Consider the following 16,821-nt stretch of genomic DNA (forward strand, 5'->3'; position numbering starts at 1 on the left):
GATATCCCTTGTCGAAACGTCGATATATTGAAAAAATCTTTGATATATTTGACGTTATGAACGATATATCCGAAAAATCGTCGATATAATCTATTCCGCCACAAATTTGTTATAATCTTCACAAATATTCCACACCCATCATCCATTCTCCGTACTATAATCATGTATGGAAAAGGAGATGGATCTAATGACTCAAAGCGCACCAGAATTTAAAGTTTTGCAAAGTATTGCATTTCTTGCTGTCGTTTTGCAAAGTTCCTTATTATATACAATGAATCAAGGAAATGTTTTACTTGAGCAATCCCTTATTATGGGGATGCTATTTAACCTTGCAAAATTTTCAGCACCTGCATTCATATTTATCGTCGGCTTTCACTTAATTCGGCAATATACGAAGCAACTAGCCTACACAGAATACATTTATGAAAAAGCCGCACATTTACTCATTCCTTATTTCTTCTGGTCTATTCTTTACTTATTAACAACAAACGATATGATTACACTACAAAGCGGAATCAAAAGTTTATTACTCGGAACAGCCGCGCCCCATCTTTGGTACGTGATTATGATGTTCCAAATTCACTTATTGTTCCCTTTGCTGTGCACACTATTTTATTGGTTTCAAAAACGAACAGAAAATAAAAAAGACATATATAAATATATGACCATCTTTGCTTCTCTATATTTCCTCTTAATGTGGTATTCTTCTCACTACATTTTTAATGGAGAGAAATTGACTAGCTCAACCATTTTACATTATACAGATCGTTCCTTCTTCTTCTACTCATTCTATTTCGTCATGGGAGGAATCGCTGCTGTAGCACTCAAAACGTGGCGTACATTTGTCATGAAACATATCCCGCTTATAACAATGTTATTTTTCATCTTATTTCTATTCATCAATTATGAGTTATTTAGTTTTTACGGAGCCAACTCGATTCATTTAACCGTTTCGACTTATTTAAAACCGTCTATGTTTTTATATATCGTATGCGAAATTATTATACTTTACGTGCTGTCTATTACAATCGTACAGCGACGCGGTTTCTTATATAAAGCTTTACGATTTATCGGGAATTACACGTACGGTGCTTATTTAGCTCACTTTTTCTTCTTGCAACTATGTACAAAATTTCTTTCTTTATTCACACTGCAAGAAAACACAATAATATATAGCCTATTATTATTTATAATAACGGCCACAATCTCAATTTCAGCAATGGTCATTTGCAGTACACTACCATTTCATACGTGGATTGCAGGACCTTCACCTACGAAAAATGTGAGATGGGCTAAGATTATACTTCGAAAAAATCACGAAAAGGTATTCAAACCATATCTTTGATATAATAGAATTCCATACAAGAAAAGAAAGTAGGACACACCTATGATTAATCAAATTGGACAAATTATGTTATATGTAAATAATCAAGATGAAGCAGTACAATTTTGGACTGAGACAGTAGGATTCCAAATTATTGCGGAAGAAAATAACGGACAAGGCTTTCGCTGGATTGAAATTGCACCAACGAAAGAAGGAGGCACCAGCATCGTCCTTCACGATAAAGCGTTAATTGCGAAGATGCAACCTGAATTAAACTTACATACGCCTTCACTTATGTTCTTCTCTAATAACTTAGATCAACTGTATAAAGATCTTTCTGAGAAAAATGTTACAGTTGGACAAGTTGTAGATTTACCTACTGGTAGAGCATTTAACTTTGCTGATAATGAAAACAATTACTTTGCGGTAATGCAACGCAAGTAACAGAAAAAATGGTTCTCCTTTCATGGATATCAATTGAAAGGAGAACCATTTTATATTTTCTCTATAACTTTACGCTTCTTTCTTCTATATAAAGCGAATAGAAATGCGCCTACAATAATAGCGCCTGCTCCTATCATTCGTTTATCTACTCCAACAACTTCCTTAATCTCTTCTTTTTCTTTTTGATCATAAGGAACACGGTGTCCTCGAACGAGCAACCTATGCGTGTTCACACCATATGGCGTACATGTAATTAACGTCACATAATCTTGATTTTCAGCAACTGTTAAATCATCCGTTTCTTCTGGGAGCACTACTTTAATTTGATCTACCTTATATGCCAATACTTTATCTAAAGAATGAATATAAAAAACATCCGACTCTTCTAATTTATCCAGATCTGTAAATAGTACAGCAGATGGTAATCCCCTATGCCCAGTCAAAATAGAATGTGTTCCATCTCCACCAACTGGCAAGGAGGAATTCTCTATATGACCTACCCCTCTACTTAAAACATCCTCAGACGTCCCATGATATATAGGAAGCTTCACATTAATTTTAGGAATTTCTACATAGCCCATTACTTCTCCTACATTCAACATATCTACATAAGAACTAGAATTTCCACTTCCCTCTGAGCTAAATGGATCTGTAACAGTCTGTCTCTCATTTTGTAGTTTCTCATTGTACTCTTTCGCTTCTTTTTCTTTACGTGCAATCTCTTCACTTTGCAGCTCTTTCACCTTTTTGTCATATGTACTTACTTCAGAATAATGCGCTCTTGTCGCTAACCAATTACTCACCGTCGGGTATAAAAAAATACTAAGTCCCACTAAAAAGATGCATCCAAAAATAATATTACGTTTCATAATATACCCCTTTATTATGCATATGTGGTTTCACTTATCTCACTACTGCCCATAAATAGCGAAAAGAGGAAGATATTCTTTCTCCCTCTTTTCCCCCTATACTCGTACGCTTATTGAGCTTTTCTTCTTAAGAACATGAACGCTGCGCCCATTAATACAAGGCCAACTACTGTGAAGAGGATTGTCCCAATTCCACCTGTTGCAGGAAGGATCCAGCCACTCTTATTATTTTCTACAGTTAAATTTACTGTTTGGTTATCTTTATTAATTGTTACTTTAATAGCTTCTCTTAATTTTTGATAAGATTTCACTTCACCTTTATCATTCTTATAAGTTGGTGCTTCAATTTCGACGATTTCGTATTCACCGTAAGGGATGTTGCCCCAATTAATCATACCCGCTTCATCAGTTACACCAACAACGTCAACACCTTTTACTTTCACAACTTTACCATCTTTTCGTAATTCGAATTTTGCACCTTTTAAAGCTTCTTTAGTGTCACCGTCAATTTTTTTCAATGAAATTTTACCATCAGTTACTATAACCGTTACAGGGGGCGTTGTTGTTTCCTCGTCTGGCGGCGTTACTTCATCACCAGTTTCATAATCAATTTTTGCTATATTTTTTATTTCTGTTCCGCCGTTAATATCTCCATTTACTTTCGCCTTAATTTGTAAGTGCAGTTCTTTTTTACCTTCTAAAGCTTTAAAATTCTCTACAGTAACTGTTACTAATTGACCTGCAGGAGTCTTTTCACCTAGTGTTACTTTCACTACGTCAGAAGATACCTTTTCACCATCAATTGTAACAATTGGCGTACCAATAATTGTTAATTTCGGATCGACATTATCTGTTATCACATATTTTTTGTATTTATGAATATCACCTGGTAATGTCGTCTTAATGTCATATGTGAATTCTTCATCTACGTTAATTGGTAAACCATTTAAATTACCATTAATCTTCTTATCAATTGTCGGTTTTTTATAGTTTGTAATTTTATCTAGTTTTACAATTTCCCCATAGCCTGCTTGACCATCTTTCGGGAATGCACCTGATTTTTCAACTTTGAATTCATATTTTTTAGGATCTAAAACATATCCTTCTAGCGCTTTTGACTCTTTGAAGTAATATTCTCCATACAATAAACCGTCAACACGGATTTTACCATCCTTATCTGTCTTTAAACCCGTTAATTCTTTTCCTGCTTTATCTACTACTACTTTATCAGTACCTTTGTGATATAACGTGAATTCTACATCTTTTAATGGCTTGCCTGCATCGTCTACTTTCGTTAATTCTACTGCTCCACGCTTGATTTCATTTTTCGGATAAATATGAACATCGTAGTTTAACTTTTTACCCTCTTTATCAGTCATTGGAATATCAATTGTATATGGCTCTGTATTTATATTTACGTTATCTGGACCACTAACTTCTTTCACTAAGTAACGGCCGATTGGAAGGTCCTTAAAAGTTACTGTACCATCATCACCTGTTACGTCGCTAATAGGCGTTGCATTGTCAACTTTCTCAACAGCTTCTTTTACGATTTCTCCATTTCTTTCAATCACTTTAAAATTTGCAATTTTTACAACTTCATACTTTACTCCTTTTATCGGTGTTGCCCCTTCAGGAACTTTCTGGCCAGGTTCACCAGTTCCTTCTTCACCTTTTTGCCCATCTTTTTCATGCGCATATTTGTGAATTGTTAAAGATCCCTTCGTTTTAACCTCGTTCGCTGCAAATGCGCTTGGCAACGTTGAAAACATTAATATAAATGCTAAAACCATACTAAATACCTTTTTCATACTTGTATTGCCCCCTTTATATTTTATAAATTACTGTCCCCTTTTCGGAAATAGAGAAGTAGCGTTAACACAATGAGTAATGTGCTAAATAAGTAAATAAGATTCGTTCCAAATCCTCCTGTATTCGGAATGACCCATTCACTCTTGTTGTTCTCTACTTTCAACTTTTGCAAAGGTGATGTAAGTTCTACCTGGATTGACTCTTTCAAAATCATGTAACCTGTCGGTGCTTTTATTTCTTTAATTTCATATTTACCGAATACTAGCGGTTCAGAAATTGCTTTCCCATTTTCGTCGGTTATTAAAGTTCCAACTACCTTGCCATCTTTATCAATAATTTGAAACTCTGCATTTTTCAGTTTCAATGTATGATCCTTTGCGTCTACTTTTTCAATTTCAATCTTCCCTGACGGAGGAGGTTCCACCGCTATTTCTACCGACGGTTTTTGGGGAGAAATATTATCTCCTGTTACCGTACCTACGTTCAGTATTTTCTTATCTTCATAACCATCTTTTATCTTCACTTGAAATACGATTGTATGCCATTCTGTATCTTGAATGTCTCCGAGTTTCCCTATTATTTTTCCAGCCTTATAATGACCGTTGTCAGTATCTTCGGCATCTGTTACTACCTTGCCATCTACTCGAATTGTTCCCGGTACATATTCCACACCTTCTGGCAATTGGTCTTCTACTAAAGCATTTTTTATGATGCTATCTTTGACCGTATTACGAACCTTAATCGTATATTCAATCGTGTCTTTCACTTCATACTTCTTACCTTGCTGTAAGTTCTTTACTTCTTTTGTTGATTCTACTTTCGGATTCTTATAATCTACTTTCACTAGTTTTTCAGGTTCCTGCGGTGTAATGTTTTCTCCTGTTACCTTAGCTTTATTTACGATTTCTTTCCCTGCTTGGTCTGTCTTCACTTTCACATGGAACACTACTGTATGCCACTCTGTATCTCGAATGTCTCCGAGTTTTCCTATTACTTTTCCAGCCTTATAATGACCGCTGTCAGTATCTTCGGCATCTGTTACAGCTTTTCCATCTACTCGAATTGTTCCTGGTACATATTCCATACCTTCTGGTAACGGATCCTCAATGATAGCGTTTTTTATCACGCTACTTGCCATGTTATTACGCATCTTTACTGTATATTCAATCGTATCTCCGGCTTCATATACGCTCTTACCTTGCTGTAAGTTTTTCGCTTCTTTTACCGTTTCTAACTTCGGATCTTTCGGTTCTATTACAATCGTTTTTTCTGGTTCTTGCGGCGTAATATTCTCACCTGTTATTTTTCCTACGTTACGAATGGTCTTATCTAACTGATCCGATTTTACTTTCGCTTGGAAAGTAACCGTATGCCATCCCGTATCTGTGATATCTCTTAAATTCCCAACAACTTTCCCTGTCGTATAATGGCCGCTATCTTGGTCTACGGCGTCCGTTACCGCTTTGCCATCTACCTTAATCGTTCCTGGTACATAATCTACCCCGTTTGGTAATGGATCTTCTATTACAATCTTTTTCGCAATGCTATTTTCAATTTTGTTACGCATTTTAACTGTGTACTCAATTGTATCTCCGACTTCATATTTACTCTTACCTTGTACATTTTTCACTTCTTTAACTGACTCTATTTCAGGATTTCTTGCAATAACCTCGTTTACAACTTCATTGGAGTTTGTATATTCCTTTGAGCCCTTCAACAAGTTGCCATAATCTATTCTTGCCTTATTCGTAACTTGCTTTCCAATATAACTTGGTAAAGCCCTTACTTTAAATTGAACTGTAATTCCATTTGGATCCTCTTCCGTATTTTGTACGTCTCCTAATTTAACAGTGATCTTCTTATCCTTATAAAAGCCTGCGTCATTATCTTCTGCATCTGTTATAGCTTTTTCGGTTCCATTGGATTTTACTTTTATAGAACCAGGTACATATTCGGTTCCATCTGGAATCATGTCAGTGAACATTGCTTCTCCGGCAACATCTCCGCCGTGATTTTTAACATTCACTGTATACGTCAACTCATCCCCGGCATACACTTTTCCTTCTGGGCTTACAGATTTTGTTGCCGTAACACAAGGTTCAGTTCCAAGGAAAATATCATCCAGGAAATTCCCTACGGATAGAGCATTTCCGTATGTTTTTACAGCCTCAAAACCAAATCTAGTTAACGTTTGTCCTGCCGGAACTGTATAAGTCCCGCTATAACGGCCCCACACTTTATTATCATCTTCCATCGTTTGAATAGTAGGTAAGGAGGTAATATTCGCACTTGCTGATCCAATACGAACTCGCATCGTGTCTTTTCCATCTCTTCCCCTATGAGCTAATCGCCAATATATCGTTTGTCCCGGAGTCGTTTTCACATCTTGATATAACATACCCGGCTCCCTTGCATTGAGTTCGGCAAATTGCTCTCCTTCTGCTGGAAGTGGTGAAGACAATGGTATTCTATCTCTCGTTCTCCAAATCTCTATTACTTTATAACTATCTGTTGTTCTCCAACCCTCTACTTTATCTTGATCAATAAAGAAGTCTTTCGTTACCTTTGGCTTTTCAAATCCACCATTTTTAAGTATCACTCTATTTTGCTGAACGCATGTATTATCCACCAAACTTGCTGGTGCAATATCCTTTATCCAAGAAGATGTACCAATTCGTTCCTCTTCAACCTCTACAGGAATATCTTTTGCTACATTCTTCCCATAAGGTGGACCCGGATCAAAATCTTTCACAGTTTCTGGATTGGGCTGCTCTTTTACAGAATCTCTCTCTATATCTTTCGGTTGTTCTGTTATAGAGTCTACCTCTGCACCTTTCGGTTGTTCTGTTGTAGAATCTGCCTCTGTACCTTTCAGTCGTTCTGTTGTAGAATCTGCACCTGTATCTTTCGGCATAGAATCTGTCTCCGCATGCATCGTCATGTTGCCAATAAAACTGATAGGTATATCCGCGAACACTAATAAAAGCATCAACAGTACTAAAAAGGATTTTTGTCTTCTTAGCTTCTTTTTTCGCCTCCATATGTTCATATACGATATCCCACTCCTCCCCAGATTTCTTGACTTATTACTACGGCATTTGCATTGTACTTTCCATTTCAAACAGGAAAATTAATTTACATCATTAAGAGTGAGGATTGGTAGTTTCAAAAGGAACAGTTCATCATTATACGTATAAAAAAATTTACTGAATGATCATCCAGTCAAAAATCCAAACAAATCAACATATAAACTATGTATGTCTCCTCTTCCTACCTTGAAAATACTTGAATACCTTTCCTATCATGTAAAACAATGCCAACATTTAATTTGTACGTTCATTATATTTATTTCAAAAAAACTTTTCCATAATATTCTAACAATTGGTATACTCCGATGTTAGAATATTCAAAATTCTTTAAATGCACATATATAGAAAATTCCATTAAAGAATCTCACCATAAAAATGGTATATAAAAAAATAAAACAATATGCTTTTTTGCTAAAGGAAAAACAAAAAGAAGTTATCCCAAAAAATTGGATAACTTCTTTTTATTTTAAGAAACTTGTTCTGCATTCGTTTCCTTATGTTGTATATGACTCGTGATCCAAGCAATTCCGCCAGCAACAACGAGATAGCATAACAATATTAAAATTTGTATTTGTAATTGAGACCAATCTCCTAAAGAAATCACATCTTGTAGCCCTCTAAGAGAATGGGACATTGGAAGAAATTGTCCAATTTTGCTAAGAACAGCTATATTTAATTCTCCTGGGAAAGTCCCCCCGCTCGTCGCTAATTGCAAGACGAGAAGCGTTACCGCTAAGAATTTCCCAACAAGACCAAATACCGTTACTAACATAAGAATAAACGTCATAAACGTAAAGGAAATAACGATACTCGATAAAACAAAGAGTGGCACACTTGCAACTTCTAATTTCATAACTCCTAGCACAACCACATCCACAAGTAATGCTTGAATAAGTCCAATTACATATACCAGTCCTAGTTTATTAATAAAATGTACCGTTCCGCTTACCTTCATATTTTGTCTACGGCCAAGAGGTAAAATATTTGATGCCATAATTCCGCCAACATAAAATGCAAGTGATAAGAAATATGGTGCAATACCTGAACCGTAATTAGGCACATCAGAAACTGTCGACTTCACTAATTGAACCGGCTCTGAGAACATCGTATTACGTGCATCATCATTGCGAACGTCCGCTATCTTCTCTGCACCCTCTCCCAATTTCGTAGAAAGTTCTTCCGCGCCCTCGTCAAGTTTAACAAGTCCGTTCGTTAACTGATCAGCACCATGATTTAGCTCTGTTCCGCCACTCGCAAGCTGATTTACACCTTTTTGCAGGGATATATATCCGTTACCCCACTTCGTAAATCCATCAGCCAAATTCCCCGCACCATCTGCGATCTTTTTCGTTCCAGTAGTAGCCTCATTTAACTTAACACCAAATGTATTCATGCTCTCTTCAACCTTATGCTGACCAGCCGCAATCTTCTGCGCACCTTGTGTCAATTGTTGTTGGCTATTATTTAAAGTGCTTGTTGCTTGAGCTAATCCATTAGAAGTAGCAATGATCTTTTGAAAAGCAGGGTCTTGCTGCACTTCTGGATGACTTTTCACGTACTCTTCTAGTTGTTGTTTTACACTATTCGCTGCATTGTCCGCTTTCACTTGCCCTTCAGCAAGTTTCTCACTTCCATTCACCCATTCATTTGTACCAGCACTTAATTCACTAATCCCTGATTGTAAAGTTTTTTCACCTTGTGCCAATAATTCCATACCACTATGAAGTGAGGTCGCTCCTTGACTCAGCTCGTTTGCTCCGCCAGTTAAGGCTGATTGGCTATCAGCAAGTTTTTCACTTCCCTCTTTCACTTTTGATGTCCCATCACTTAAACGTTGAATTCCATCTGCAAGCTGATTGGCCCCATTTCTTGCATCTGTCGTGCCTTCATGTAACTTCTCAGCACCATTACTTGCATCACTCAATCCTTGCGCTAAGTCTTGGAACTTTGAAAAGACACCTTCTGTATAAGATTTCGTAATACTATTTGAAATTTTTGTTTTCATATTTTCAACAGCTGTCGTTCCAATTTGAGCTGCTACAAAGTTTTTACCTGGATTTACTTTGTACTGAAGCTGCGCTGGCTCTGGTTTCTCATCCATAAGTGTACTTACCTTTTGAGAGAAATCCTCTGGAATCGTAACAACCATATAATACTTATCTTCTTTTAACCCTTCATCCGCATTTTTTTCTGATACGAAATGAAAAGCTAGTTCTTTATTCTCTTTTAAATTTTTTACAAAATCGTCTCCTGCATGAATTGTTTTTTCATTCATCGCAGCACCCTTATCTAAATTTACAATCGCAACAGGTAATTTATCTAATTTTCCATATGGATCCCAATATCCAGCTAAAAAGAAGCCTGAATAAATTAAAGGAACGATTAATAAAAAAATTAAAGCGATACGTCCATGTTTATGGTGCCACATCGCTTTCCAATCTTTAAATATAAGTTGAATTCCATTCATGAAACATACTCCTTCTCCTAATTTAACACCATTAGAATGGTTTAACAGATTTACTATACACGCCACTTTCCATACTGTATAATACATCTTTAATTATCAATTCATTCCTTTTGGTCTATAGAAAGGAGCGTCAAAATGGAACTTCTTCAACTAAAATACTTTCAGACAGTTGCACGATTAGAACATATGACGAAAGCCGCTGAAGAATTGCATATCGCACAACCTTCGCTCAGCAAAACAATCGCTAGATTAGAAAAGGACTTAGGCGTCCCGTTATTTGATCGCCAAGGTCGACAGATTACATTAAACTCTTTTGGAAAAGTATTTTTAAAACGAGTAGAGCGCATTTTCCATGAATTAAGTGAAGGTGAACGAGAAATTAAAGATTTAGCTGAATTACAACAAAGCTCTATTACACTGGCGGTTTCTATTCCAAGAATATTACCAGAACTACTCGGTTCTTTTTTACTAGAGCATCCTAACGTTCGCTTCCAACAATTTCTCGCATCTACTCCTTCTATGAAGCGACAACTAGATAATATAGAAATTGACTTTTGCATTTCTTCTGTACCAATTGAAGGCGCGGAAATTATGTGGGAACCACTTATTACAGAAGAAATTTTCTTAGTCGTCCCTTCAGGTCATCGTTTATCAGGACGTGAAAGCATCCATCTGCATGAGGTAAAAGATGAACCATTTATTAGTATGAACACTGGTTACGGATTTCGGCACTTAACAGATGAATTTTGCAAGGAAGCTGGTTTCACTCCACATATCGCTTTTGAAGTAGATGAACCAACCGTGATTAGCGACCTCATTAAGCAAGGTCTCGGCATCGCCTTTGTCCCAAGTTTAACTTTATTAAAAAACTCTACTTTAGCATTAAATAAGTTACGTATTATTGAACCAAATTGCGAGCGAACTATCGGCTTAAGTTGGTCAAAGAAACGCTACTTATCGAAAACTGCTCAGCAATTCCGTAAGTTTGTGATTGAATACTTCTCTAATATTAAGGTGTAAAATTATATCAATACATAACGACACAAATAGAAGGTGCTACCCCAAAAGGGGATAGCACCTTCTATTTTTTATTCTTCTCCAATTCTATTTCCGCTAAAAGTGGCAATACGTTATCAAAAATGTGCGTATTATTATTTTCACCTGTTACGTATCCGCCGTAATATCTACTAAATACATTGCCATTTCGGAATGTGACCATATGATCATATAATTCCTTTGCAAACTTTGTATCACCTGTTTGTAGTACGTACAAGATCGTTAGTCCGTAAGCGGCTGGCGATTCATAATTCACAGTTTGTTTTCCCGTTTCTAAATTGTAACGACCGTATAGCTTTCCATCCTCTTGGAACTTCTTCTTTATAAATTCCAAATAAGCATCTGATGAAAGGCCACCTAAACTTCGATGATATGCCACGTATGATTGGTCAATAAGATTCACTTCTTTATCGTACGTAAATGTACCATCTTCTTTATACTCTTTTGGGAATGCCCAGCCATGCCTTGGATAATCCGCTAAAAATTGAACGACTTCCTGATATTGCTGTGCAGAAACTTTACCGTACTTCTTCATATACGAGAATGCGTGCGGATTTAAGTATGATGTAGTTGCAAAATTATTTTGTTTCCCTGCATCTGCATCATAATAATCAACGTAATAATTATCTTTCTTATTATAACGAATTACAGCGTCACTCAATTGATCTGCTAAGTTTTTATAACGCTCCTCCTTATACATCTCATAAGCACGATATAATTGTTCTATAATACGAAGATCATCTATAAGTGCATTTGTAGCTGACTGCATTTCTCCCTTTTCAGAGATTTTCCATATAACGATTTGATCCTTATGTACAAAACTATTTTGAATAACTTTAACTTGTTCATCGAATAACGCTTGATCGTCTTTATCGAGTGTATATTGTAGCCAGAGTCCTGCTGATTCCGATAAAGCTTCACGACCTTTCGCTTCACCCTTACCTGCCTTTGTATCCGCTAAACGATATGTGGCAAGTGTCCCATTTTCATTCACCATATGTCTTAGAATAAAATGTTCTGTACGGTTTCCTTGTATAGCCGCCCAAAATACAATGCCACCTAAAGCGATTAAGAGAACAAATCCAATCCCTATATATAAACGTTTCCGCAATCTTTTCACCTCCCCATTAAGGCTAACCTTAATTTTACCAGAACATACGCAAATTTAAAAAAGACAATCTATTAGATTGTCTCCCGTTCCTCTATCCCTCACAAGCCTCTTTAGAAGGTCTATATAGCGATGCTACAAGTCGATCATATTCACGACGCGTAATCTCTTTATTATACAGCTTCAATAATAAATCTCTATGCTCTTTTGAAAATGCCATCTTTTTAATGACTTCAGGATACATAAAACATCCTCTCCATTTCACATAAACTTCTTCACCTTTAAAAAACAGAACTTATGTTCGCATAAAAGATTATAAAATATTCCTTACTAAAAAACAAACAAAATATTATTAAACATTAACTTCTTTTTATTTAGAATATTCAATCAACATATTACCATATCCACTTTTTAAATACATATATATTTTTGGTAGTTTTTTTGAATAAATCTTCCAATTCAATCAGAAAATAATGGCAAAAAAAGAAGAGGAGTTTACATATGGATACGGTAACATTAGCAAGAGCATTTTTTGGTTCTTCATTAGCATTCCACATTATCTTTGCAACACTTGGCGTGGGACTTTCATTGATGATTTTTATAAGTGAAATACTCTATCACTGGAAGAAAGATTCCGATTACGCCATTATGGCGAAAAGATGGACGAAGGCGTTTGCCATCCTACTCGGTGTAGCAATTCCAACTGGTACAATTGTTGGTGTGCAAATCTCACTTCTTTGGCCTGGTTTTGCCAAAATTGTTGGGCAGGTGATTTCTGTTCCCTTTCAAATTGAGATTTTCGCCTTCTTTTTAGAGGCTTTGTTCATGTCCATTTATGTATATGCAGCTGATAAACTACCTCCATTCATGAGATTAATCTCGCTATTCTTCGTCATGATTGGTGCCACGGCATCTGCCGTGCTTATTACATCAGCAAATACATGGATGAATACACCCGCAGGCTTTTCAATGGGGCCAGATGGATCAGTTTTTAACGTTGATCCGTGGAAAGCTTTCTTTAATCCGAGTTTTGGCACAAGCGCATTCCACGTTGTGATTACAGCCTATACAACTGGAGCTGCCGTCATTGCCTCTATCGCTGGATTTAAATTATTAAAGAAGAATTTAAGTAAACGTGAAGTGGCATATCACAAAAAGGGACTACTGTTAGGTCTCGTCGTGACATTTATTACAGGTGCTACGATGTGGCTTTCGGGACACGAATCAGCGATTGCCTTACATAAGCATTCCCCTGAAAAACTTGCATCTGCTGAAGCTTTATTTGAAACAACATCACATGCACCGTTATCAATTGGCGGAGTTGTAGATCCTAACACACTTGAACTAAACTATGCACTAGAAATTCCGAACATGCTTAGCCTACTAGTGGGACTCGATCCTAGCACCGTCGTAAAAGGACTCAAGGAATTCCCACAAGAAACATGGCCACCATTTTATACACATACACTATTCAACTTAATGGTCGGCACCGCTGCCTTTACTTTTGCAGTTGCAGCAATTGCCCTCTTATATTGGTACTTTGTTTACCGAAAAAAGGGAACAGAATTACCGAAGTGGCTTCTTTGGGGAGCTGCCGCATGTGGACCAATTATGATGCTCGGTATTGAATTCGGATGGATTTTCAGCTGTAGTGGTCGTCAACCGTGGACCATTTATGGTATGCAACGTACAGTCGACGCTTCTACACGCGCTGATTTTGTCGGTCCTTTATTTATTCTATTCATCATTTTATATATTGGACTCGGTATTTTAACAGTTTTTGTACTACGGACATTCTTTAAGAAACATCCGCTTACAAATGATTTACATCACGAAGGAGGCGATTCTCGTGCATGAGGAAAGTATTGCAATCATCATCTTATGGGCTCTTATTTTCGTATACAGTATATTAGGGTCCATCGATTTTGGAGCAGGTTTTTGGGGCATGGTATACGCAAAACATCCAACTCTCGCTGCCAAGCTTGCCAATCGATACTTATCACCAACCTGGGAAGTAACAAATACATTTCTCGTCTTTGTCGTTGTCGCTTTTCTTGGCTTCTTTCCGAAAGCTGCTTTCACCCTTGCGACAGTGATGTTCGTGCCAGTTATGTTAATTTTAATACTCATCGCAATTCGTAGTACATTCATGGTATTTGCCTACTCTCTGCCAAAGTATCAATTCCTCCTTCGGGTGATTTCAGGTATTACTGGGCTCTTAATTCCAGCCTTATTAATTACCGTTTTACCCGTTACAGAGGGAGCTTATATTACAATGTCTGAAGGAAAAGAAGTACTTCTATATGGAAAACTTCTTTCTAGCCCGGTTATCTACTGCTATATGCTCTTCGGGCTAACTTCGGAACTATTTCTCTCCTCTCTCTTTCTTGCTGATTTTGCGAGAGAGCAAGGTTCAGAAGATTCGTATAGAATTTATAGAAGAAACGCCATTATCCTTGGTCCTGCAACACTCGTTACGGCGATTATCGCCCTCGTTGTAATGGATCCGGAAACACACTGGCTTATGCAAGGACTCATAAAGCAATTCCCATGGTTTACAGTTTCTATCGTTTTATTCGTTATCGGGTACTCTTCTCTTTGGTGGACAAACAAGAAGTATGGCACACTAGGATACCCTCGCATCGCCGTTTTAGCAGTCGTCGCTCAATATGCATTTGCAAGTTACGCTTACGGTGTCGCGCATTTACCGTATATTATTTATCCCGATGTAACTGTATTTACAAGCTTTACAACGACAGAAACATTCTATGCATTGCTTATTCTATACGCAATTGGAATCGCAATTTTACTACCAGGATTTATTTTCTTCTGGAATTTATTCTTGAAGGATCGAACTTTTTTGAAGGAAAAATAATATAGTCGGGGAGTCTGTTCCAAAAGGCATTTTGGGATGGGCTCCTTTTGTCATATTTTGTCGATCAGTCGATATATTTTAAAAATCGCTAATATATTTCAAGAATCGCTGATATATTTTGCGTTGCGCTGATATATCTCCATAATCACCCATATAAATTTCATTTACTATCTTATCGCCCCACTAATTTATAGACTCCTCTCACAATAGTTATTTCGCTATTCGTGACACTTGTCCTTTAGCTTGAAAAACACATATTCGCTTTATTCCATTATACGTCTAGTTCTTCTTATTTTTTGCTGAATATACTATCAATACAAACTTGAGACAAGCTACATTTGTTCAAGGGAAAATAGAAAGGTAGGCAAAATATGAGCATTGAAATATGGATTACTATTATTGTATTCTTCTTAACGATGATTGTTATCTTTTGGCGACCTCGTGGTTTAAATGAGGCTTGGCCGGCAGCAATTGGCGCTGGCATTATCTTGATTACTGGACTTGTATCAAGACCAGACGTCATGGACATTATTAGTAAAATTGGCGGTGCCTCTATAACAATATTAGCGACCATCGTTATGGCGGTTATATTAGAAAGCTTCGGCTTCTTCCACTGGTCCGCAGCGAAACTTGCAAATTTAGCAAAAGGCTCCGGTCGCCGTTTATACTGGTATATTCAATTATTATGTTTTCTTATGACTCTTTTATTCAATAACGACGGTAGTATTTTAATTACAACGCCAATCCTAATTTTACTACTGAGAAACCTTAAGTTAAAACCTCATCAACAAATCCCTTATTTATTAAGTGGTGCTTTAATCGCCACTGCCTCTAGTGCACCAATTGGTGTAAGTAATATCGTAAATTTAATCGCATTAAATATTGTGAATATGACTCTTTATATGCACACAGCTATGATGTTTGTACCTGCAACATTAGGACTACTGTTTATGTCATGGCTTATGTATACAGTTTTAAAGAAAAAACTACCAGAAAGATTACCTGTTTCTTCATATGATATCGAAGAAATATTCTTCACGAAAAACTTCCATCCGTTAAAAGGAAAAAATTCAGTTGATACGAAACAAAAACGGACAAAATTCATGCTAAAAGTATTAGGCTTCGTCTTCCTTATGCGCTGTCTTCTATTCGTTGCATCCTTCTTATCGATTCCAATCGAAATTGTTGCTGTACTCGGTTCACTCATTCTTCTCATCTGGAGATGGTACTACTTACGAACGAACCCTGTCGATATTTTAAAAAAGACACCGTGGCACATTTTGATTTTCGCTTTCTCTATGTATGTCATTATTTACGGGCTTCATAACGCAGGATTAACAACGGCGCTAGTAAATTGGCTTGAACCAGTTGTAAGTCAACATCTACTCTATGCTAGCTTTGCAATGGGCGGACTCGTCTCCCTCCTCTCTAACGTCTTCAATAACCATCCTGCACTTATGATTGGTACAATCACATTAACAGAAATGGGACTAGACCCAGTCACATTAAAAACTATCTATCTTGCAAACATTATTGGTAGTGACATCGGTTCACTATTATTACCAATCGGTACACTAGCTTCCCTCATTTGGATGTATATCCTGAAACAAAACAAAATTAAAGTAAAATGGAAAGACTATTTAAGTGTATCCCTTATCGTTATTCCTCTCACAACAGTCGTCACATTATTCCTCTTATACTACTGGGTACATCTCTTCTTCGCCTTATAAAGTGAAACTTTAATCAGTGGGGGTTTTCTTCATCCCCCACTGATTAT

General features: G+C 36.8%; 12 protein-coding genes. 6 read left to right on the top strand and 6 right to left on the bottom strand.

Going from position 1 to position 16,821, the window contains the following annotated elements:
• The first annotated feature begins 187 nt into the window (after positions 1–187).
• Both BAQ44_RS26480 and BAQ44_RS26485 read left to right on the top strand, forming a co-directional pair.
• Complete coding sequence (locus BAQ44_RS26480; protein ID WP_071724681.1) at positions 188–1,345, top strand: acyltransferase; 1,158 nt, start codon at positions 188–190, stop codon at positions 1,343–1,345.
• 42 nt (positions 1,346–1,387) lie between these two features.
• Positions 1,388–1,768 (top strand): VOC family protein, encoded by a 381-nt coding sequence (locus tag BAQ44_RS26485; RefSeq protein WP_071724682.1) that lies wholly within the window; start codon positions 1,388–1,390, stop codon positions 1,766–1,768.
• 50 nt (positions 1,769–1,818) lie between these two features.
• Here BAQ44_RS26485 and BAQ44_RS26490 read toward each other — a convergent pair whose 3' ends face one another.
• The 4 genes from BAQ44_RS26490 to BAQ44_RS26510 form a co-directional block, all read right to left on the bottom strand.
• The gene (locus tag BAQ44_RS26490; protein WP_071724683.1) at positions 1,819–2,637 is read right to left on the bottom strand and encodes a class C sortase; all 819 of its coding nucleotides are present in this window, start codon (positions 2,635–2,637) and stop codon (positions 1,819–1,821) included.
• Positions 2,638–2,747: 110 nt separating this feature from the next.
• Positions 2,748–4,448: a SpaH/EbpB family LPXTG-anchored major pilin gene (locus BAQ44_RS26495; RefSeq protein ID WP_071724685.1), complete on the bottom strand. Its 1,701-nt coding sequence runs from the start codon at positions 4,446–4,448 to the stop codon at positions 2,748–2,750.
• Between the two features lie 23 nt (positions 4,449–4,471).
• Positions 4,472–7,498, bottom strand: a complete 3,027-nt coding sequence (locus tag BAQ44_RS26500) for an isopeptide-forming domain-containing fimbrial protein (RefSeq protein WP_071724687.1) — start codon at positions 7,496–7,498, stop codon at positions 4,472–4,474.
• 506 nt (positions 7,499–8,004) lie between these two features.
• Complete coding sequence (locus BAQ44_RS26510; protein WP_071724688.1) at positions 8,005–10,005, bottom strand: YhgE/Pip domain-containing protein; 2,001 nt, start codon at positions 10,003–10,005, stop codon at positions 8,005–8,007.
• A gap of 135 nt (positions 10,006–10,140) precedes the next feature.
• On the opposite strand from BAQ44_RS26510, the gene BAQ44_RS26515 reads away from it, so the two are divergent.
• Positions 10,141–11,025: a LysR family transcriptional regulator gene (locus BAQ44_RS26515; RefSeq protein ID WP_071724692.1), complete on the top strand. Its 885-nt coding sequence runs from the start codon at positions 10,141–10,143 to the stop codon at positions 11,023–11,025.
• A gap of 61 nt (positions 11,026–11,086) precedes the next feature.
• Here the strand turns inward: BAQ44_RS26515 and BAQ44_RS26520 are convergent, their stop codons facing one another.
• On the bottom strand, positions 11,087–12,172 hold the full coding sequence (locus BAQ44_RS26520) for a transcriptional regulator (protein WP_071724693.1): 1,086 nt from the start codon (positions 12,170–12,172) through the stop codon (positions 11,087–11,089).
• A 91-nt stretch (positions 12,173–12,263) separates the two neighbouring features.
• A complete protein-coding gene (locus BAQ44_RS31230) occupies positions 12,264–12,413 on the bottom strand; it encodes a hypothetical protein (RefSeq protein ID WP_000283173.1) in 150 nt (49 codons plus the stop codon).
• A 257-nt stretch (positions 12,414–12,670) separates the two neighbouring features.
• On the opposite strand from BAQ44_RS31230, the gene cydA reads away from it, so the two are divergent.
• The 3 genes from cydA (at position 12,671) to BAQ44_RS26540 (ending at position 16,774) form a co-directional block, all read left to right on the top strand.
• A complete protein-coding gene (cydA, locus tag BAQ44_RS26530; RefSeq protein WP_061679355.1) occupies positions 12,671–14,026 on the top strand; it encodes a cytochrome ubiquinol oxidase subunit I in 1,356 nt (451 codons plus the stop codon).
• Positions 14,019–15,044 (top strand): cytochrome d ubiquinol oxidase subunit II, encoded by a 1,026-nt coding sequence (locus BAQ44_RS26535; RefSeq protein ID WP_000544166.1) that lies wholly within the window; start codon positions 14,019–14,021, stop codon positions 15,042–15,044. The genes cydA and BAQ44_RS26535 overlap by 8 nt, the downstream gene beginning before the upstream one ends.
• A 371-nt stretch (positions 15,045–15,415) precedes the next feature.
• Entirely contained in the window at positions 15,416–16,774 is a 1,359-nt protein-coding gene (locus tag BAQ44_RS26540; protein ID WP_071724695.1) for an arsenic transporter, read from the top strand.
• The last annotated feature ends 47 nt before the right edge of the window (positions 16,775–16,821 follow it).

Origin of the sequence: Bacillus mobilis, from assembly GCF_001884045.1 — a bacterium.
GTDB lineage: Bacteria > Bacillota > Bacilli > Bacillales > Bacillaceae_G > Bacillus_A > Bacillus_A mobilis.